Annotated in this window: 22 protein-coding genes and 1 riboswitch; all 22 genes read right to left on the reverse strand. The window is 66.4% G+C overall.

Going from position 1 to position 20,097, the window contains the following annotated elements:
• Window positions 1-3 precede the first annotated feature (3 nt).
• The 22 genes from recO to HKW67_RS06935 all read right to left on the reverse strand — a co-directional run bounded on the left by recO (window position 4) and on the right by HKW67_RS06935 (window position 20,091).
• The gene (gene recO / locus HKW67_RS06830) at window positions 4-753 is read right to left on the reverse strand and encodes a DNA repair protein RecO (protein WP_171224665.1); all 750 of its coding nucleotides are present in this window, start codon (window positions 751-753) and stop codon (window positions 4-6) included.
• 60 nt (window positions 754-813) lie between these two features.
• The gene (locus HKW67_RS06835; protein WP_171224666.1) at window positions 814-1,974 is read right to left on the reverse strand and encodes a hypothetical protein; all 1,161 of its coding nucleotides are present in this window, start codon (window positions 1,972-1,974) and stop codon (window positions 814-816) included.
• The gene (locus HKW67_RS06840; RefSeq protein ID WP_171224667.1) at window positions 1,971-4,103 is read right to left on the reverse strand and encodes a TonB-dependent receptor plug domain-containing protein; all 2,133 of its coding nucleotides are present in this window, start codon (window positions 4,101-4,103) and stop codon (window positions 1,971-1,973) included. The genes HKW67_RS06835 and HKW67_RS06840 overlap by 4 nt, the downstream gene beginning before the upstream one ends.
• Complete coding sequence (locus HKW67_RS06845) at window positions 4,100-4,942, reverse strand: ABC transporter ATP-binding protein (RefSeq protein ID WP_171224668.1); 843 nt, start codon at window positions 4,940-4,942, stop codon at window positions 4,100-4,102. Before HKW67_RS06845 ends, HKW67_RS06840 begins: the two co-directional genes overlap by 4 nt.
• Window positions 4,939-5,925 (reverse strand): FecCD family ABC transporter permease, encoded by a 987-nt coding sequence (locus tag HKW67_RS06850; RefSeq protein WP_171224669.1) that lies wholly within the window; start codon window positions 5,923-5,925, stop codon window positions 4,939-4,941. The genes HKW67_RS06845 and HKW67_RS06850 overlap by 4 nt, the downstream gene beginning before the upstream one ends.
• Before the next feature lie 29 nt (window positions 5,926-5,954).
• A complete protein-coding gene (locus HKW67_RS06855) occupies window positions 5,955-6,833 on the reverse strand; it encodes an ABC transporter substrate-binding protein (RefSeq protein ID WP_171224670.1) in 879 nt (292 codons plus the stop codon).
• Between the two features lie 161 nt (window positions 6,834-6,994).
• Window positions 6,995-7,202, reverse strand: a riboswitch (cobalamin riboswitch).
• A gap of 7 nt (window positions 7,203-7,209) precedes the next feature.
• Window positions 7,210-8,418: a hypothetical protein gene (locus HKW67_RS06860; RefSeq protein ID WP_171224671.1), complete on the reverse strand. Its 1,209-nt coding sequence runs from the start codon at window positions 8,416-8,418 to the stop codon at window positions 7,210-7,212.
• A 32-nt stretch (window positions 8,419-8,450) separates the two neighbouring features.
• Window positions 8,451-8,969, reverse strand: a complete 519-nt coding sequence (locus HKW67_RS06865) for a bifunctional nuclease family protein (RefSeq protein WP_171224672.1) — start codon at window positions 8,967-8,969, stop codon at window positions 8,451-8,453.
• Window positions 8,970-9,063: 94 nt separating this feature from the next.
• Window positions 9,064-10,236: a methionine adenosyltransferase gene (gene metK / locus HKW67_RS06870; RefSeq protein ID WP_171224673.1), complete on the reverse strand. Its 1,173-nt coding sequence runs from the start codon at window positions 10,234-10,236 to the stop codon at window positions 9,064-9,066.
• Window positions 10,237-10,289: 53 nt separating this feature from the next.
• Window positions 10,290-12,059, reverse strand: coding sequence for a phosphoenolpyruvate--protein phosphotransferase (gene ptsP, locus HKW67_RS06875; RefSeq protein ID WP_171224674.1), 1,770 nt, complete (start codon window positions 12,057-12,059; stop codon window positions 10,290-10,292).
• Window positions 12,059-12,325 (reverse strand): HPr family phosphocarrier protein, encoded by a 267-nt coding sequence (locus HKW67_RS06880; protein ID WP_171224675.1) that lies wholly within the window; start codon window positions 12,323-12,325, stop codon window positions 12,059-12,061. The genes ptsP and HKW67_RS06880 overlap by 1 nt, the downstream gene beginning before the upstream one ends.
• Window positions 12,325-13,158, reverse strand: coding sequence for a PTS system mannose/fructose/sorbose family transporter subunit IID (locus tag HKW67_RS06885; protein ID WP_171224676.1), 834 nt, complete (start codon window positions 13,156-13,158; stop codon window positions 12,325-12,327). The genes HKW67_RS06880 and HKW67_RS06885 overlap by 1 nt, the downstream gene beginning before the upstream one ends.
• Window positions 13,151-13,861, reverse strand: coding sequence for a PTS sugar transporter subunit IIC (locus HKW67_RS06890; protein WP_171224677.1), 711 nt, complete (start codon window positions 13,859-13,861; stop codon window positions 13,151-13,153). Before HKW67_RS06890 ends, HKW67_RS06885 begins: the two co-directional genes overlap by 8 nt.
• Window positions 13,861-14,355, reverse strand: a complete 495-nt coding sequence (locus tag HKW67_RS06895) for a PTS sugar transporter subunit IIB (RefSeq protein ID WP_171224678.1) — start codon at window positions 14,353-14,355, stop codon at window positions 13,861-13,863. The genes HKW67_RS06890 and HKW67_RS06895 overlap by 1 nt, the downstream gene beginning before the upstream one ends.
• A 4-nt stretch (window positions 14,356-14,359) precedes the next feature.
• Window positions 14,360-14,770 (reverse strand): PTS sugar transporter subunit IIA, encoded by a 411-nt coding sequence (locus HKW67_RS06900; protein WP_171224679.1) that lies wholly within the window; start codon window positions 14,768-14,770, stop codon window positions 14,360-14,362.
• Between the two features lie 13 nt (window positions 14,771-14,783).
• Window positions 14,784-15,758, reverse strand: a complete 975-nt coding sequence (hprK, locus tag HKW67_RS06905; RefSeq protein WP_206044631.1) for an HPr(Ser) kinase/phosphatase — start codon at window positions 15,756-15,758, stop codon at window positions 14,784-14,786.
• Window positions 15,755-16,066, reverse strand: a complete 312-nt coding sequence (locus tag HKW67_RS06910) for an HPF/RaiA family ribosome-associated protein (protein WP_171224680.1) — start codon at window positions 16,064-16,066, stop codon at window positions 15,755-15,757. The genes hprK and HKW67_RS06910 overlap by 4 nt, the downstream gene beginning before the upstream one ends.
• Complete coding sequence (locus HKW67_RS06915) at window positions 16,066-17,211, reverse strand: glycosyltransferase family 4 protein (protein WP_171224681.1); 1,146 nt, start codon at window positions 17,209-17,211, stop codon at window positions 16,066-16,068. Before HKW67_RS06915 ends, HKW67_RS06910 begins: the two co-directional genes overlap by 1 nt.
• Window positions 17,208-17,714 (reverse strand): transcription antitermination factor NusB, encoded by a 507-nt coding sequence (gene nusB / locus HKW67_RS06920; protein WP_230981169.1) that lies wholly within the window; start codon window positions 17,712-17,714, stop codon window positions 17,208-17,210. Before nusB ends, HKW67_RS06915 begins: the two co-directional genes overlap by 4 nt.
• 8 nt (window positions 17,715-17,722) lie before the next feature.
• Window positions 17,723-18,214: a 6,7-dimethyl-8-ribityllumazine synthase gene (gene ribH / locus HKW67_RS06925; RefSeq protein ID WP_171224683.1), complete on the reverse strand. Its 492-nt coding sequence runs from the start codon at window positions 18,212-18,214 to the stop codon at window positions 17,723-17,725.
• Window positions 18,215-18,226: 12 nt separating this feature from the next.
• Entirely contained in the window at window positions 18,227-19,471 is a 1,245-nt protein-coding gene (locus HKW67_RS06930; protein WP_230981146.1) for a bifunctional 3,4-dihydroxy-2-butanone-4-phosphate synthase/GTP cyclohydrolase II, read from the reverse strand.
• Complete coding sequence (locus tag HKW67_RS06935) at window positions 19,468-20,091, reverse strand: riboflavin synthase (protein ID WP_171224684.1); 624 nt, start codon at window positions 20,089-20,091, stop codon at window positions 19,468-19,470. Before HKW67_RS06935 ends, HKW67_RS06930 begins: the two co-directional genes overlap by 4 nt.
• Window positions 20,092-20,097: the final 6 nt, after the last annotated feature.

A 20,097-nucleotide genomic window follows, 5' to 3' on the forward strand; every position in this document is an offset into this window, starting at 1 on the left:
GGGTTACCAGCGCCCCTGCTCCCATACCCCGAACGCGCGCAACTCGCGGCTGTCGGGGAGGTGCTGAGTGACGAACTCCCTCAGAAGCCGCTGATGCGCCCGACAGTCGGCAGGCTCGACCGCGGGCTGCTCTCCCCGAATCCAGGCGGAAATGACCTCGCGAGCGGAGGCGGGCAGCCGACGACCGGATGGCGCCATTTTGGCACACAAGGGGCAGAGAACCCCGCCGGCGGCGTGACTGAAGCGGGCGTCCGCCTCCGGGGGGATCTCGGCGTGGCATTCGGCGCACCGATCGATGCTCGGCATAAAGCCGACCTCGCTCACCAGCCGCCAAAAGATGCCGAGGGTCAGGGCCACGGTATCGGCCTCTGAGGCCTCGGCGATAGCGTCCAGCCCCGCCGCGACCCCCTGATAGACCCGAGGCGCCGCCTCGTCGTGCACCACCCGCAGGACGCACTCCACGAGGGCGCTGGCGGCGGTGAACCGGCCGAGGTCGGTGGCCAGACCGGCCCGCGAACGGGTGACGTCGAAGGCGTTGAGGGCGTGCAGGTCGCGGCCTGGTTTGACCTGGATCTGCGCCTGCCCTTCCGCGAAGAGATCGACGCCACTGCCGAACCGTTTCTTCGATGAGCGGGCCCCGCGCGCGACCACCGACAGCACGCCAGCCTCACGAGTCGCCAGACGCAGGATGCGCGACGACTCGAGGTACGGCACGGCGTGCAGCACGATCGCGTCGGTGGTGATCAGGGACATGTGTGGAGCTTAGCGACTCCGCAGACGACCCGCCTACTCTGCAGACGGCGCCGACGGCAACTACGGACGGATGGCCATGTCCACGCCGCCCTGATTCGCCGGCACGCGACGGACCTCGGTACCGGTCGGGCTGAACACGAGCAGCGACGTCACGGATCCCGTGCCGTTCTGGATGCAGTGCAGCCGGCCGAGGGCATCGGCCTGTCCACTGCCGCAGGTGACCGCGGTTCCGGTGGCTCCGGTGAGTACCAACCAGTCGGCCGACGCCGAGGTGACGAAGCTCAGATCGGCCGGGCGCACCTTGATGATACGGTTGGTGAACGAGGCGAGATCCTGGTACAGCGTGACGTACAGGAAGCCGTCGAGGCCGAGCTTGACGCCGGCACCGTACGTGTTGGCCGGCATCCTCTTGGCGGTGAGCACGCGCTTGCCGCGCAGATCAACCTTGGTGATGCCACCGGTGGAGATGAGCGTGTAGGGGAAGGACGCGAAGCTGGCATCACCACCGGCGCTGATGTAGGCCACGTCGCCGTCGACGAGTGCCGACGCACCGGATCCGCGCAGACCGGGCAACAGGATCGTGTCACGCGTGGTCCCGGTGTTTGGCACGCGAATGAGTCGAACGTCACCCTGCACCGCGTAGTTCACTTTGCAGTTGGCGTTGGCGTCGACGATCCAGGTGGCGTTGTCGAATTGAAACAGATCGGTCGGGCACGTGCCGACATTGCTGATGCGCGTGCTGGTGACCGTGCCGGCGCCAGCGAACGAGAGCAGCGCCACGCTAGAGGAATCGCGCAGGGCCGCTCCGATGAGCGTCTGTCCGCCGGTTCCGCTGAGCAGGCGCGCACGCGAGGGGTTGCTGCGCGTGGGAAGCTGAATGCGACGCGTGGTGGATGTGCGCACGTCCGTGACGTACAACAAGTCACCCGCGCCACGACTGGACACGGCGAGTACGGTGTCGCGCAGCAGCGTGAAGCCACCGGCATCGAACTCGGTGGTCGGGGCGAGCGTCAGCTTCGTACTGGCGCTGCCGGTGTCACCGAGGAACGTGAGACCGGGCTGAATGAAACCGTCGAGCACGATGATACCGCGCGGCGGCTGCGGCGTGCTGTTGTTGATACCATCATCGCCGCAGGCGGCGATGGTCGAGAGCAGTGCTGCCGTGGTGACGGCGAACGCGCGGCTGCGAATAGACGAGCGAGAACGGACCTGCGGGATCATCGTGGGGAGTGTTGCAGAGTGAACGAAATCGCCCAGGAGCGCCCGGGCGACGGAAAACCGCGGACCGACTGCCACGAGGCATCGGCGGCGTTCTCGAGCGAGAACGCGACCAAGGCGTCGAAGCGGGGCCACGGCCAGTGGGGCAGCGCGCGCAGCTGCTGCGCGACGGTGATGTCGACGAGCGACACGGCTGCCAATTCGAAATCGGGGTTGCGTGGGCCGGCGGTATATGGCCGGGCACCCATGCCGCGCCACACGATCGTGGCGTGCTGCGCCGCGGTATTAAGCTGCAGCTGTGCCCCGCCGGCGAGACGGGGGACATACGGGGTGGGGATATGCAAACCGTTGGTGCTGAGCATCGCATCGTATGCAGTGACCCACGTCGAGAGCGAGGCGATACCCGATGCCACTTCCGCGCGTGACTCCACGCCGCGGAGCCGTTCCACGCCGACGTTGGCGGGACTCCAGCCGAAGTTGCCGGGAAACCACACGATGGCGTCGCGTGTGTTGCGCGCGACGAGTGTGCCTTCGATGCTCGCGTGGCGACGCGCTCCACCGGCGATCACGCGCAAGCCGCTGCTGACGTCGAGATCGACGCGCTCGGGCGAGAGTGCCCGCACGAAGAGACGCTGCGGCGACGAGAAGTAGAGGTCGTACAGCGTTGGCACACGAACAGCTTGGGCGGCGCGTCCGAACGCGATCAGCCGCGCCCGCTCGCCAATGCGCACGATGCGGCGTTCCGCGCCGATCGAGGCGGTGGGCAACAATCCATTGCCCTCGATGAGATCCGCACGCGCCCCGACATCCACGCTCCATCCTGCGTCGCCGAGCGCGCTCCATGCGCGCTGCACGCTGCCGAAGCCTCGACTGCGTCGTTGCGTGATACCACCGGTCGCCGTGAGGCGATCAGCGCCGCCTCCCATGCGCCACGTGATGTCGCGTATCGCTCCGCGCCACTCGGCATCGGCAGCCCAGGCCACCGCGCGTGAATTGAGTGCAGGACGAGTGGGATCGACGTAGCGCAGCTGCATACGGCGGATACCAGACGACAGCGTGGTGCTGCGCGCAGTGGTTTGGGCACGCGCCAGCAGCCGATCGGTATGTGAGCGGTCGGCATCGTAGGCGCGCACGTTGGCGGGACCCACCATGCCGCGCTCGCTGGTGGAACCGAGCAAAGAGAATTGCGCGCGGCTGCCAATCACCCCAAGCGACAGGGTCGCGCGTTGTTCATCGTTGTTGACGCGCGCCTCACGCTGCGGCAGCACGCCGGCGTCATTGATAAATCCAAAATCGTTGGTCGCTGTGCGCCACGCGGCGCTGGCATGCCAGAGTGCGCCAGCGGACGACGCGTGCCACGCGCCTTCAACCGTCTGCTGCCCGAAGGCGCCCACGCGCAACGACGCCACGCGCTGCGCCGACGACGTGAGCGCCAACACGCCACCGGTAGCACCGGCGCCGGTGCCGACCGGATCGGCACCAAGGGCGACCGTCGCCGACTGCAGGCCGGCCAGCGGAATATCGGACACATCGGCGATACCGGTCGCGGGATCGTTGAGCGGCATTCCGTCGAGCGTGATTGCCACCTGCTCTCGACGCGCGCCTCGCAGCGAGAGGCCGGTTTCGCCACGCGCCGACCGCACGTTGGTGAACGGCATGAGCGAGAGCACGGCGTTGACCGTGGACGCGCCGGCGGTGCGGGCGTCGGTGGTCTGCAAGGTGACCGTGGTGCGTCCCGCCGTGCTTATATCGCGCGTGCTTGCGGCGGTGCGAGTCGCGGTGACTTGGACGGCGGCCAGACGCTCCGCACGCGTGGCATCGACCGCGAGCAGCGATACCCGGAGAGTGTCGCCGGCGGGCCGCGTCGCGAATGGCACCGCCACGCGGTGCGGCAGATATCCGGAGCGTACCACAAGCATGCTGTCGGCAGTCGTCCCCGCGCGCGTCACGGAAAGCCGCGCGCAGGCGTCGGATAGTCGACGCGATGGACTCCCCGCTTTCAGCGACGTGATCTCGGCACCCACCAGCGGCACGCGTGTGCGCGCATCGTCCACGCAGATGGTGACGGAGTCACGAGAGGCTGGACTCGGCTGCGCGATTGCACTCACCAGCAGGAGCACCACGATATTCATGACGACGGACGCTCACGGTGACGACCGCTGCCGCGCAACGGGAGCAGCGCCGGTGCGCCGACGGCGGGATCGCGCGTGACGACCAGCGGCCACTCGTACACGCGCTCGAGAATCTCACCGCGCATGACCGTGGCCGCGTCGCCCGCCGCCGCCACGGTGCCGCGATGCAGCAGCACGATGTGCGACGCAAACCGTGCCACGAGATTGAGCTGATGACTCACGAGTAAGACAGTCTGCCCGAGCTGAGCCAGCTCGTCGAGCAGTTCGAACACCGCCATCTCGTGCGCGATGTCGAGGAACGTGGTGGGTTCGTCGAGCACAAGTACCGGCGCCGCCTGCGCCAGCGCGCGGGCGATGCGCACGCGTTGCCACTCGCCGCCGGAGAGCGTGTCGGTGCGACGCCCGATGGCGTCACGGATACCGGCACGCGTCACAGCACTCTCGACCGCGGCGTGATCGTCGGCACTCATGCCGCCGAACGCGCTGCGGCGCGCGTGGCGACCGAGCGCGACGAACTCCTCGACGCGCAGGGGCAGCACCGGTTCCTCGCGTTGCGGCACGATGGCTACGCGGCGTGCAATGTCTCGGGCATCGAGTGACGCCACATCGACGCCGCCCACCGTTACACGGCCGGAGTCCATGGGAACGCGCCGCAGGAGCGTGCGCACGAGCGTGCTCTTTCCGCTGCCATTCGGACCGACGACGGCCGTCATCTTTCCCGGCTCGGCCGTCACCGAGACGTCATCGAGGGCGCGTTGCGTGCGACCGGCGTAGCGAACGCTGACGTGGTCAAACATGAGGGGCGCCCCCTGCTCGCTGCCGCCGATCGCGCCGTTCATGCCGCCATCCGACGTAAGCGGAGCAAGAAGAACGGGACGCCGATCAGCGCCGTGACCGCGCCGAGCGGCAGGTCGGCAGGAGCACGAAGCGTGCGCGCCAACAGATCGGCAGCGACCAACAGCACGGCACCATACAGCGCGGACATGAGCAGCATCGATCGATGATGACGCGCGCCCAACGCGCGTGCGAGATTCGGCACGACCAACCCCACGAAGCCGATCAATCCGGCCGCCGCGACGGTGGCGGCGGCGAGCCATGAGGCCACGAGAAACAGCTGTCGCGACACGCGATCGACGTCGACGCCGAGCGCGGCGGCGGGTTCGTCACCCAACGACAACACATCGAGATCGCGCGCACGCCACACGAGTACGCCCCCCAGCAGCAGGAGCGCGCCCGCGCAGCGAGCAACGGCGGGCCACGTGGCATCGGCCGCCGACCCCATCATCCAGAAGAGCGCACCGCGCAATCGCTCCGGCGGTGCATCAGCCAGCGCCACGAGAATCGCCGCGTTGGCAAAAGCGCCGACCACGACACCGGCCATCAGCAGCAGCTTCGTATCGGCGCTTCCGCCGACGACGCGCGCGATGGCGGTAACGACGACCGTGGCGATCGCGGCGCCGGCGAACGCACACGCGGTCACGAGTACGGGTTGCACGACACCGAACGCCATCGCGGTGACCGCACCGACGGCCGCACCGCCGGACACGCCGAGCAGATACGGTTCCGCCAGCGGATTGCGCAGCGTGCCCTGCAGCGCGCCCCCACTAGTGGCGAGACCGGCGCCAACCAGCGCCGCGAGCAACACGCGCGGCGCGCGCAGATCGCGCACGATGGCGATCGTGGACGGGTCACCAATCCCGCGGAGTGCATCGACGACGTCGCGCGTCGCGATCGGCACGGCACCGATGGAGAGCCCGAGCACGAGCACGAGGATCAGCAGGAGCGCACCGATGCCCCAAGCTAGCCACGGGGAAGTCGGCACATGTGCTGCCTGACGGCGGAAGATGTCGTTCACCGGAGCGAGTCGCGCAGCGCTGGATGGAGCGCCCGGGCGAGTTGCACGGCGGCCATGCCCAGCACTACGGAAGGCCGACCAGTGACCGACGGATCCTGCACCATGAAGCGCCGCTCGCGCACCGCACGGATCGCTTGCCACGAGGGATTGGCGGCGAGCTTTCCTCCTCGCGCGACGCCGGTGATGATGACATCAGGATCGCGCTTCGCGATCTCCTCGATCGACACCGGCGGCGACGGTGCGTCCATGTCATGGAACACGTTCTCGGCGCCAGCAATGACCAACAGCTCATCGATGTAACTGCCGCCGCCGATCACGAGCAGCGGCGATTCCCACGCGGGCCAGACGACGCGTTGTCGCGGTCGTGACGCCGTCAGGGCGCGCACACGATCGAGTGTGGTCTGCACCGAGTCGCTGACGATTCGCGCACGTGCGTCGGCACCGAGCGCGCGTCCGAGGGTCGCGATCAGCCGGTGAAACTGCGCAATGTGATCGACACGCAGCGCGATCGTACGCACACCAGCGCGACTCAACGCCTCGGCGGCGGCACGATTCTCGGCCGTGGCGTACAGCACAACGAGCGTGGGACGCGCCGCGAGGACCGCTTCGATGTTCGGGCGAATGCCGTCGCCGAGTGCGGCGATGCGGCTGACCTCTTTCGGATACTCGTCCCAGCGCGAGCGACCCACGAGCAGCGAGTCAGCCCCGATCGTGAAGATCGCTTCAGTGGCGGCGGGATTGAGCGACACGACGCGTGCGGCGAAACGCGCGTCACGCGGCAGCGGCGCACCGAAATCATCGGTGTCCGCGACGGCGACGACCGAAACGGTGTCGCGTGTATCCGACGCACCGGTATCCGCACGCGAGCAAGCCACTGCGCCCAGGAATGGCAACAGGACCTGCAGCGCACGGCGTACCAATCGTGGGTGAGGATACAAAAAAGGCGTCCTCTCCCACGAGAAGACGCCCGAGCACGCGTGCACGTCGAATGGCTAGAAACGACGACACGTGGCGCGAGCCCCCCCTCGAGGGTCTTCGTCCGAGAATGAGCGCGGGTCGTCTCCTGGCTCCGGGTCGCTCCACTCGCCTTCCCGACCCAAAGGTCAGTGGCATCGTGAGTGTCGCTGCTGCATCGCGTGTGGCGTTGCAGATCCCGTTACAGTGGCGGGGCCGCACCGGCATTGAACCGGTTTCCGTGTCCTGCGCTCTGAAATCAGTTGTCCGCCGCGCCGAATGCGCGACATCAGGAACCTACTTTCGAGTCCCCATGTCGGCAAGCGCCGCGCCGAGCGCGCCCTTCAGTTCGCTCCGCCTCGTCTCGTAGGCCTTCTTCACCGTGTCAGACGGATCGGCGATGCGGGCGTACGTTTCGTCAAGCGCAGCGATCTCCTGCGCCAGCCGTTCGTGCATCGGCGCATCGGATTCACGTGGACGCAAGGTAGGCTCCACGGCAACACGACTCGCCGCGCGTCGCTGCATCGAACGCATCAGCACGACCATCATGAGCATACCGATCGCGACGAGTAATCCCGCAATGTACAGATTGCGCCCCGGTGCACCCGACGAGGGGAGCTCGATGATCAGATCCGCATTCGCCTGCACATCCTGCGACAGAAAGCGCCGGAAGTTGCGCCCTTCGAGCGTGACGGGGTCGACGTTGGCGAATCCTTTGCCGGTGACGAATCCCTGCGGCTCTTCGAGCAAGATTTCGAAGACGACAGCGCCACCTTCGGCTCGCATCGACAGCGGAAAGCTGCTGTTCGGCACTTTGTATGAGAACGCGACCTGCTTGATACCGGGCGCGATCGGCGCGTAGACCGACACGCGACCGGGACCCGCGACAAAGGCATCGGGTGAGATCTCGCCTTCGTTGGCGCGCACATCGAGTGCGGAGGCGGGAATCGAAATGCTCCACGTGGGCATCGGCGACGTCGTGTCCGTGGCGACGAGTGTGCGCAGACTGTCGTTGGACAGTTCGAACACTTCGATCACGGTGCGGAACTGCGTCGTATCGGCTTTGCCGACGATCAAATGGCGGCCTTTGACCGTGAGCTGAAATCGCACAGACGTCGTGTCGAATACGGTGATCTCGGCGTCATCACCACGGGCGTCGACGTTCCGGAGCGGCGGCGTGAAGTAGGCGATACCGCCCCACGTGGTCGACGCGAAATACACGCCGTCGGCGGTGCCGAAGGGCGTCCACCGAAAGCGGTAGCGACCCTGCGCATCCGTGCGGATGGAGTCGATTGGTCCGGCGGTATCCTTGCCGACGCGATGCAGCGTGACCCACGTCCCGACGGCGGGTCCCATGCCGGTCGAGTCCGCGTTGACACTCACGGGACGACGCACGCGGCCATCAACGGAGCGCGATTGCGCGTGCAGCGTCGTGGCGGTGGCGATGGCGGTCGCGGCGACGAGCGTCAGCGCGAAGAGTCGGAAGAACGACGGAAGTCGGGACACGCGGAGGACAATCGGGTGGGAGAGCGTATACGTCAGGGCGAGAACTTGCCGAAGTCTTCCGGCCGGAGGTTCTCGAGATAGGCCTTGAGCTGTTCGGCCGTCAGCTCGCTGTCGGCGGCGTCGACGGAGGAGAAATCATCACCGTCGTCGTCCTGATCGTCGTCGATCGCGGTGAGCAGCGTGGACGGCGCAAAGATCGGCGCGTCGAGTCGCAGGGCAATGGCGATACTGTCGGACGGACGAGCGTCGACCTCGACCACGCCGTTCGGTCCGTCGATCTGCATCTCCGCGTAGTAGGTGCTCTTTTGTACGCGGGTGATGGAGACGCGGCGCAGTGTACCACCGAGTCCGATGATGAGTGATTTGCAGAGGTCGTGGGTGATCGGACGTTCGCGCTTCACCTGATTCATCTGCATCACGATCGACTCCGCTTCGGGCTGGCCGATCCAGATGGGCAGGACGCGCTTCCCACCGCGTTCGCGGAGAATGACGACGTAGGAATTCGTCGCGCTATCGAGCCCAAGTCGGGCCACCGTGACTTCAACCATCATCGTTGCTCCTCGTGCAGGCGAACGCGAGGACGGCACGCCGTCCGCGGGGCACACCGCTCGGCACTCGTGGTGCGGAGCGGTGCGCCCTCGCGGATCACCGAATAGCGCGCTTGAGCGCGGCGACGCGGTCGGTGCGTTCCCACGTGAACGTGGTCCGGGCCGTGCGGCCACGACCCACGGTTTCCGGACGGCGACCGAAATGTCCGTACGCCGCGGTTGCCTGATAGATCGGCTTGCGCAGATCCAAATCGCGCGTGATGCCACGCGGCGTCAGGTCGAACACGTCGTTCACCGCGGCCTCGATCGCACGGTCGGACACGACGCCCGTTCCGAACGTCTGGACGTACACCGACACCGGCTGGACGACGCCGATCGCATAGGCCACCTGCACTTCACAGCGCGACGCGAGCTTCGCCGCCACGATGTTCTTGGCCACCCACCGCGCCGCGTAGCAGGCCGAGCGATCGACCTTGGACGGATCCTTGCCACTGAAGGCGCCGCCGCCGTGACGACCCATGCCACCGTACGTGTCGACGATGATCTTGCGTCCGGTCAGACCGGCATCGCCCTGCGGGCCGCCAATGACGAAGCGGCCGGTGGGATTGATGTGGGTCTTGAGGCGCTTCGGCAGATACTCCTCGGGGATCGACGCCATGATGACGTCGTCGAGGATGGCGCGACGGAGCTTGGTGTTCGAGACTTTCTCGTCGTGCTGCGTGGAGATCACGACCGTGTCGACGGCGATGGGACGATCGCCTTCGTAAGTCACCGAGACCTGCGCCTTGCCGTCGGGGCGGAGCCACGGCAGCGACCCGTCCTTGCGTAGCGCCGACAGGCGGTGCGTGAGGGCGTGCGCCAACTGGATCGGCAACGGCATGAGTTCCGCCGTTTCGTCGGTCGCGTAGCCGAACATCATGCCCTGGTCGCCGGCGCCGCCGGTGTCGACGCCCTGCGAGATGTCAGGCGACTGCGCGTCGATCGTGCTCATGACGGCGCACGTCTTGTTGTCGAAGCCGAACGTGGCGTCGGTGTAGCCGATCCCTTCGATCGTCTTGCGCACGATATCGGGGAGCGGCACGTAGGCCGACGTCGTGATCTCGCCGGCGATGACCACCAGGCCAGTCGTCACCAAGGTCTCACAGGCGACGCGCGCCGCTGGATCCTTGGCCAGGATCGCGTCGAGCACGGCATCCGAAATCTGATCCGCGATCTTGTCCGGATGTCCTTCGGTCACGGACTCCGACGTAAACAGGTGACGATCGGCCACGCAGCACTCTGGGTAGAAGGTTCGTGCGAGAGGGTCTCGCGTAGACTAGTCCGCTATGAAAGTGCGGGCAACCCGCCCGCCTGGGCGGCCGCATCGAGTTCGGTCCGCAAGCGACGACGCAGCAAGGTTTCCGCTTCGCGCGCGGTGCTGGCCGCGAGGGCGGCCTGCGCCGCATCCTGCGCGGCGGACATGCGCACGCTGCGAATGACCCGCTTCACTTCACCGACGGCCCGCGGGGCCACGCTGAGCTGACGGATGCCAAGCCCCATGAGGGCGAAGACGGCCAGCGGCTGCGAGCCCATTTCACCACAGACGCAGACATCGATGCCGTGGGCGGCACCGGTGGCCTGCACCTGCGCAATGAGGCGTAGCACGGCGGGATGAAAGGGCGTGAAGCGGGGCGCGAGGTTCGCGTTGCCACGGTCGACGGCGAGCGTGTACTGGACGAGGTCGTTCGACCCGATGCTGAAGAAGTCGACGTCGCGCACGAGGGTATCACTGGCGATGGCGGCAGCCGGGGTTTCGACCATCACCCCCAGTGGCACATCGGCCCGAAAGGGAATGCGGCGTGCGGCCAGTTCGGCCACGGCTTCGTCGATCAGCTGACGTGTTTCCCGCACTTCGTCGACCGTGACGACCAGCGGCAGCATGATGCGCAGATCGCCGTGCACACCGGCGCGCAGCAGCGCGCGGAGCTGCACCTTGAACAGCTCGCTCTCGTCGAGGCACATGCGGATGGCGCGCCAGCCGAGGAACGGATTGGCCTCGCTCGGGAATCCGCCCACCGGCAGTTTGTCGCCGCCAACGTCGAATGTACGAATGATGACGGGGCGCGTCCCAAACGCTTGAATCACCTTCTTGTAGGCCTTGTACTGCTCTTCCTCGTCGGGCATGGTGGCGCGGCCGACAACGAGAAACTCCGTGCGCATGAGGCCCACGCCATCGGCACCACTGGTCGCGCTCATCTCCGCTTCTTCGGGGATGTCGACGTTGGCGCGAATGACCATGCGCACGCCATCGGGGGTGATCGCCTCGCTGTGCGCGATCTCGCGCATCTCGCCGACGCGACCGGCTTCCTGCTCGACGCGCAGCCTCGCGTCTTCGAGCTCGTGCTCGGAGGGCGCAATGAGTAGCGTGCCTTCCGCGCCGTCGAGAATCGCGATCTGGCCGGGCACGAGAAACGACAGCGCGTTGCGCAGGCCGACGACGGCGGGCAGCCCGAGCGAACGCGCGAGGATGGCCACATGTGCGGTGGCGGTGCCGGCTTCGGTGGCGATGGCCGCGATGCAGTTGCGATCGAGCTGCATCGTGAGCGACGGCGTGAGATCGTGCGTGACGAGAATCGCGTGCGCGCCCGGCGGCACGTCGACCGGGTCGTGATCGGGGAGATCGAGCAGCATGGAGAGCACGCGAATGTGCACGTCCATGAGATCGCCGACTTTTTCGCGTAGCATCGGCGCCGAGTGGCGGGCGAAGTGCTGCCGCCATTCGAGCAGAATGATGTCGAAGGCCTTCTCGGCGCCAAGGTTCTGGCGGATGAGCGCCTCAGAGCTGCGGGAGAGTTCTCCATCGTCGAGAATGGAGATCTGCACATCGAAGATGGCCGCTTCCTCCGGGCCCGCCTGCTGCTCCGCTCTCGCGCGCAACAGGCGCAGGCGATCACGGGCGCGTTCAAAGGCGTCGTGCAAACGCACGATCTCCGCATCGATGGCGCTGTCATCGATGAGGCGATGCTTCACTTCGGGCACTTCCCACCGCAGGAGGTGCACCGGTCCGACGACGATTCCCGGCGACGCGGGAATGCCGCGGAGCACTGACTGCATCAGCTCTCCCCGAACCGCGCCGCGACGAGCGCCGCCAGCGACTCCAACGCATCGTCGGCATCGGGCCCGGACGCGCGCAGGGTGATCATGGCCCCGTGTTCGGCGGCCAACATCATGACACCCATGATGCTCTTGCCATTCACTTCGAGGTCATCGCGCGAGATCGTGATGTCGCTCTTGAAGCGTGACGCCGCCTTGACCATTTCGGCGGCCGGCCTGGCATGGAGTCCATGCTTGTTCACGATTTGAACCGATCGTTCAGCCATTAACGGACCACCGAGTAGAGGACGAAGGCCGCGAGCAGGAACAGGACGACGCGCCATCCCTCGGCGCGCCCCTGCAGTCGCACAAGGAGCACGGCCAAGAGCGGCGTCGCGACAGCGACGCCCACGGGAATGGGAGTCAGCGGCGCCGGTCCGCCCATAGCACGATGGACCGCGAGGGGCAGCGCCAAGCCACCCAACACAGCCGATACCCGTCCAATGTAGCGCGGACCGTGCTGAAGCACCGGATGCCCGAGGGCCGTGGCGACGCGAAGCCCGTGCCGCCAGCCGGCGCGGAGGGCCCAGTCGCGTAGGGCGAGATGCCCCACGTTGTACAGGACGAGAAAGCCGAGCACGACCAGCAGCGCCGACGCGCCGACACCGAAGAGCAGCAGCGCCACGAGCGAGCAGGCCGGCAACCAAGCGGCCCAGACGAGGCGATCGCCGACGCTGCCGAGGGGACCGCAGAGCGCCGTGCGGAAGCGCTCAATGCGCTGCGGAGCGACTTGCTCCACTTCAGCCCGGGCGAGGGCGCCAATGGCGAGGGAGGCGAGATAGGGGTGGGCGTTGAAGTAGACCGACTGCCGCGCCAGTGCCTCACGGTAGAGCTGCCCGTCCACGCCACCGGGGAGCTGTCGCAGGGCGGGTTCGACGCAGAAGCCCACCCCATTGCCGACCAGGATCTCGTAGTTCCACGAGCCCTGAATGGCCAGGCAGCGCAGATACATGGACAGGCGCAGGGCGGTGTCCATTTCCGGCGCCGACGCCATGCCCGGCACGGGCATGCTGACCGTGTCGGTGCGCAGCGCGTTCTGACCGAGCAGTTCGTCAGGCACCGAGCACCACCATCAACGTGCCCATGGCCAGGGAGATCAGGAACAGTCGGCGGGTGCCACTGATGGCGTGAAAATCCTTCCAAACAGCGGCGGCGGCAACTGCAGCCACGCACGTGACCACGATGGCGCGCGAGAGGTCCTCAGGCACGTTCCAGCGGCCGTTCACCCGTTCAGCAAGGAGATACCCGGGAATGAAGCAGAGCGCGCCCAGTAGTGCCGCCCGAACGAGATCGAGCGTCATGCCGAACACCTGAAGCCCGACGACCGTATTGCGATTGCCGGCGGCGAGCTGACCAAGACGTGGACGCGCAAAGCTGGCGATGATCTGGCGATGCTTGATCATGGTCAGCCCTCCGATCCACGCCGTGGCGATGCCGAGCGCGACCGCGACGGCAAAGGCACCGGCCAAGGGCATCGATCCCGCGGTGACACCGGTGGCAGCCACGGCACCGGCCACGACTGATGCACTGCCCCACTCGGGATAGCGGGAGGCGCCGACCGGCAAGGCTTCAAGCGCCAGACACTCGAGCGCCGCACCGCAGACGAGACCGGCCATCGGCGCGCCGACGAAGGCGCCACCCAGCGTCGCGGCCACAATCGGGCGCGAAAACATAGCCTGCGGGAAACTGACCACGTCGAGCCCGCAGACACCGGCCAGGAGTGACAACGGCAGGATGTCGAGCCACCATGTCGGCGCCGCCATCACGCGCCCGTGGTGGACGTCAGCAGTTCGCCGAGCGGCACCGGGCGGGCGCTGGGCACATCTTGCGCCGACACATCGACCCCCTGCGCGGCAATGTCACGCAGCCCCTGCTCTTCGGGGGGCGTGAGAAACACGAATCGCAGCCGCTGCACGCGACCAGGCGAGTGATGCACGCCGCCCACGTTCACGGCGCGGATGCGCCCGTCGGCCTGGGCGACGAGTCGGCCCATCGTGCCGATGTCGCCGACGAGCACGATGCCAGGCTCGGGACGTTTCTGCAGCTCAGCGAGGTGCGCGGCGGCATCGTCGACCGTGTAGAACAGGACCGACATCTCGGGGGGCACGCCCATGCGATAGAGCTCTTGTTCCCACTCGCTCGACGCGACCTCGTCGTCGACCAGGACGATGAAACGGAGCTCCAGCGGTTGCCCCCAGCCGACTACCACCTGGCCGTGAATGAGTCGATCGTCGATGCGGTACAGCGCGATGGGCATGGGCTCAGCCGCCGTATACGGCCATCGACGCGCGACCGCGTTCGAGCGCCGCGTTCACGGCGACGACAGGATCGACCGCGTCCTGCATCGCGAAATCGAGGAGCAACGAGAGGTTGATCCCGGTGACGAGCAGGACACCCGGGCGCGCCCGGATCATGCGCCGTACGGCCATCGTACAGCTCCCGGCGGGCAAGTCGGTGAAGATCACGCGCGCACCGGTGTCATCAACCGCGCGCGCGAGTGTGCCCTGAATGTCGTCGAGGCACAGCCCGCTGTTGGACATCGCCAGGAACGACGAGCCCCGGCCGGTGATCTGGTCCACGGCCGAGATGATGCCGGTGGCAAAGGATCCATGACCGGCAACGATGGCACGGACCGTCGCTGGTGCGACGTCGGTGTCGGTCGTGGTGCTCACGCGTGCATCCCCATCACTCATCATCCTCCTGCAGGTATCGCTGAACGTCGGACGTCCGGCGCATCTGGCCAATCAACCGTTCGTTGAAGGCCGTGGCCGAATCATAGCCGCGATAATACCGCAAGAGATGGTTCATCGCGATGACTTCGGCGATGACGGTGATGTTCTTGCCGGGATTGAGGTGTACCGTGATTTTCGGGACCTCGACACCGAGAATATCCTGCGTCTGCACGTCGAGACCGGTGCGATCGACCGTGGCCTCGGCGTCCCACTCTTCCAGCACGACGACCACTTCGAGTCGTTTCTGCTGGCGCACGGCATGAATGCCGAAGATCGCCGGCACGTCGAGCAGGCCGACGCCACGGATCTCCATGAAATGCCGCTGCAACTCATGGCCCTTGCCAATGAGCACATCGTTGCCACGGCGAGAGACGAACACGAGGTCGTCCGCCACGAGCCGATGGCCGCGCTCGACGAGATCGAGCACGCACTCCGACTTGCCGATCCCGCTCTTGCCGGTGAAGAAGAGGCCCACGCCGTACACGTCGGCGAGCGAGCCGTGCAGCGTGGTCGTGGGCGCAAACTGATCGGCGAGGTAGGGCTTGATGAGGCGATAGAACTCAGCCGTCTTCAGGCGCGAGCGTAGGATCGCGACGCCGGCTTCTTCGGCGAGCTTGACGAGCGGCTCAGGCGGATCGAGGTGCTTCGTGATGAACGCGCAGGGGAGCGGAAAGCCGAAGAACTGCTCGAGATTACTGATGCGCAGCTCTTCGCTGAGCGACTGCAGATAGGTGATCTCGGTTTCGCCGAGGACCTGAATGCGCTGATACGGGAAGCGATTGATATAGCCGGCAAGGACGAGCCCCGGGCTTGACGCCTCGGGGCTCGTGATCTCACGGTCAAGACCGGATGCCGAACCAAGCAGCTCGAGTTCGAGCGGATCCTTCATCCGTTCGAAGAGCGTGCCGACTGTCAGGCGTCGACTCACCCGGTGCGATCCCCGTCGGTCGGGACGCGCCGCGAGCGGCGCACACGTGACACCTGGCTTTCAAGCCGGTGTACGGCAGCGCTCAGGGCCGGCGCGAACGCACGCGCATCGGCATGGACGAATAGCTCTCGCGATCGCGCGCGTTGCAGCACGATCTCGACGCGGCGGGTCTCACCGTCTCCGACGAAACGCACGATGGCGTTGGCAACGCGATGCAATCGCTTCGCGAGGCGGATGACGGCGGCTTCGGCCTGTGCACGGAGCGATTCCGTGACTTCGGCATGGTGCGCGTGCAGGATGATCTCCATCAGCGACCTTCCTCCTTTCCCACCACCTGGCGGAGGTGAGCTTCAGTCTCTGTGGCGGCGTTGTCCCAGGTAAATGCCTCGGCGAAACGCCGCGCGGCGATCCCCAGGCGTTCGACGAGCGCTCGCTCGCCGCTGAGGTACCGCATCGACTCGGCCATCGCAGCGACATCGCCGTGCGGAACGAGAAAGCCTGTCTCGCCATGCCGCACGGACTCGCGAATACCCGGAGAATTCGACGCAATCACCGGAGTCCCGCTTGCCGCTGCCTCCAGATTCGTAATCCCCCATCCCTCTTTAGGTGATGCGAACACAAACGCCCAAGCCCGTCGAAGAAGGGCGCACTTCTGAGTCTCGTCAATACGTCCTAAAAACCGTACCCGCGAGTCCACCCCAAGGGTTCTTGCCAACTCTTCAAGCTCGGCGCGGAATTCGCCAGCCCCTGCGATCTCCAGTGTAGCCTCCGGAACGCCACATTGTGCAAACGACCGGAGCACCAGGTCGACCCCTTTGTACTTCTTGAGGCGGCCGAGGTAGGCAAAAACGGGACGATCCGCACGCTGAGAGAGATCAGGAGTGTATAATCCGGTATCAATACCCGGGAAAATCACGCGAATCCGATCCCGGCGCACTCCCCGGGAGACAAGGTCATCCCGGGTACTCTCACTGATGGCCTCGAACGCGCAGTGGCGGTACACGACGGGCAGCGGTCGCTCGGCCAGCCACACCGCCGTGGCCAAGGGTGCGGCAAGCTCCTGAAAAGCGGTGCCACCGAACAGGTGCGGGACCAGCGCCACGATCGGAGGCGCCTGCCACCACGGCGTGAATACCGGCACCTTGTTGATGTCCTCGACCAATACGTCGAAATGCCGATCGGCGAAGTGCGCGTGCCAGTGCTTTCGCACCAGCAACGGGAACGTGGCGCGCGTACCGACACGATGCACGTCAATGCCGTCGAGCGTGGCCCGCGGCGGGCAGCCGGGCCATCCGCCACACAGCAGGGTCACCTGATGCCCTCGGCTGGCGAGGCGACCAAAGATCTCGTGCAGATGAATCTCAGCGCCGCCAGCGAGCGGATTCTCCCGGCACTGCCAGTTGACGACGGCGATCCGCAGCCGGTCGCCCGGACGTGCGGCGGTGCCGGTCACAGGCGCCCGAGTTTGCGGGCGTAGGCGTCGAGCACACCGTTCACGAACCGCGCGCTGCGCGTCGTGCCGTAGCGTTCGGCCAAGTGAACGGCCTCTTGCAGGACCACTTTTACCGGCGTCTCATTGCGATCGAGCTCGGCGGCCGCGAGGCGGAGCACGCTACGCTCGATGGCACCGAGTCGTTCGAGTCGCCAGTTGTTGGTGACCTGCGCGAGGTCGGCATCGAGCTCGGCACACTTGTCGGCGACGGTGGCCACCAGGCGTGACGCGAACTGCCGCTCCTCGGGATCGACGGCCAGATCGTCGAACACGTGCGTGGCGATCTTGCGGAGCTGCGTGAGATCACGGAGGTCGGCGGCGTACAGCGCCTGGAGTGCGCGGGCGCGCCCGCGGGTTTCCACGCGCTCGACCTTCGTCGCGGCGCGATTACCACGAGAGCGGCGACCGGCGCGAGGCGCCAGCGGTTCCTGGACGGGCGTGTCCCAGAACGCGTCATCCTGCATGTTGGTCACTATTCGTCCCCTTCGAACTCTTCGGCGGGCGTGACCTGGTCGAACAGATCGAGCATTTCGAGCGCTGCCATCGCGGCTTCGGCGCCCTTGTTCCCATGCACGCCACCGGCGCGCGCCTCGGCCTGTTCCATGTTGTCCGTGGTGAGGACGCCCATCGTGACCGGCACATCAAAATCGCGCATGGCGTCCATGAGACCGCGTGAGGTTTCGCCGGCGACGATGTCGAAGTGCGGTGTATCGCCGCGCACGACGGCGCCAACCGCAACCGCGGCGTCGTAGCGTTCCGTGGCGAGTGCACGGCGCACCGCGACCGGGATCTCCCACGCCCCCGGGACCCAGAGCACGTCGATGTCTTCGAACTTCACGCCCTGCCCTACCAGCGCGCCCACCGCCCCTTCGGCGAGCGGCATGGTGATGCCCTCGTTGAAGCGACTGGCGATGACGACAATGCGGCGACCTTCACCGCGCGGACTACCGTTGAACTCGGCCATCAGGAATACGTCTCAGATTGCGAACAGGTGACCGAGCTTGGTGCGCTTCGTTTCGAGGTACGAGGCGTTTTCGTCGGTGGAGGGAGCTTCGATGCGGACCCGATCCTTGAGGATCAGACCGTAGCCATCGAGGCCCACGAGCTTGCGGGGATTGTTGGTCAGCAGGCGAATGGAGCGCGCGCCCATATCGAGCAGAATCTGTGCACCGATGCCGTAATTGCGCAGATCCGCCTTGAAGCCAAGTTGCTCATTGGCTTCGACGGTGTCAGCGCCTTTGTCCTGCAGCTCGTACGCCTTGAGCTTGTTGAGCAGCCCGATCCCGCGGCCTTCCTGATCGAGGTACACGATGACGCCCTTGCCTTCGGCCTGAATCATCTGCATCGCCGTCTCGAGCTGCCAGCCGCAGTCGCAGCGGCGCGAGTGGAAGACGTCGCCCGTGAGACACTTCGAGTGCATGCGCACCAGCACGCCGTCGGCCTCCGTCACGTCGCCGAACGCGATGGCGATGTGCTCGCGCGCGTCGACGTCGTTCTTGTAGCCGACGATACGCCACTCACCATACTCGGTGGGGAGTCGCGCCTCGGCCACGCGATGCACCAGACGTTCGTGCTTGAGGCGATACGCCACGAGTTGCGCGATCGTGATGAACGTGAGGCCGTGCGCTTTGGCGAACACTTCAAGTTGCGGGCGACGTGCGGTCGTGCCGTCCTTGTTCAGGATTTCGCAGATCACGCCGGCCGAGCGTAAGCCGGCAAGCCGCGCGAGATCGACGGCCGCCTCGGTGTGTCCCACGCGCTGCAGTACGCCACCGTCACGCGCACGAAGCGGGTGAATGTGCCCGGGCACGCGAAGGTCGGCGCGCGTGCTGCTGGGATCGACGGCCACGCGAATGGTGGTAGCGCGATCGCTGGCACTGATGCCGGTGCTCACGCCGTATTTCGCGGCGGCATCGATGCTCACCGTGAAGGCGGTGTGCATCGCTTCGGTGTTCTCGTCGACCTGCATCTCGAGCCCGAGATGGTCGGCCAGCGCGTTCTCCATGGCGAGGCAGATCATGCCCTTCGCCTCGAGCATGAAGTTGACCATTTCGGGCGTCACCATTTCGGCGCCGCAGACGAGGTCTCCTTCGTTCTCGCGATCTTCATCATCGGCGACGATGACGAACTTGCCCGCCGCAATGTCGGCCAACGCCTGCTCGACTGTGCCGAACGTCATGTCCTGCGCCTCTTCGCCCGTTACCGCGTCCGCTGCCGTCATGCGACTTCAACCCCTGCGCTGCGCCAAGGCGACAGCAACCGTTCGACGTGCTTTGCAAGCACATCGGCTTCTACATGCACCCGGTCGCCGGCGACGAGTTCGCCGAGCGTGGTGTGCCGTTTGGTGTATTCGATGATGGAGAGTTGCACGCCGTCGTCGAGCAACGCGTTCACCGTGAGGCTCACGCCGTTGACGGTAATCGAGCCGTGCGCGACCATGAGCGGACGCAAGGCGATGGGAAGAATCACGTCGACAAGCCATGCGTCGCCGACCTGTTCGGTGCGTGCGACGACACCGAGGTCGTCGACGTGGCCGAGCACCATGTGGCCTCCCAGACGATCGCCGAGTCGCATGGCGCGCTCGAGGTTGACGTGCGCGTCGGCGCGCCACGCGTCAATCGTGGTGCGGCCGAGCGTGGTGATCACGGCGGCGACGGTGAACCACGTGCTGCCGTCATCGAGCGCGCCGTGTTCGCGCACGGTCAGGCACGCGCCATTGACGGCGATGCTTTCGCCGTCGACCAGGTCGGTATAGCGGCAGCGGATGCGCAGTTCGCGCCCGGCCGGCGTGTCGGCGACGTGGGTGATCAGTCCCAGGTCGTCCACGAGCCCCGTGAACATCCTCTC

The organism is Gemmatimonas groenlandica (genome assembly GCF_013004105.1).
Lineage (GTDB): Bacteria > Gemmatimonadota > Gemmatimonadetes > Gemmatimonadales > Gemmatimonadaceae > Gemmatimonas > Gemmatimonas groenlandica.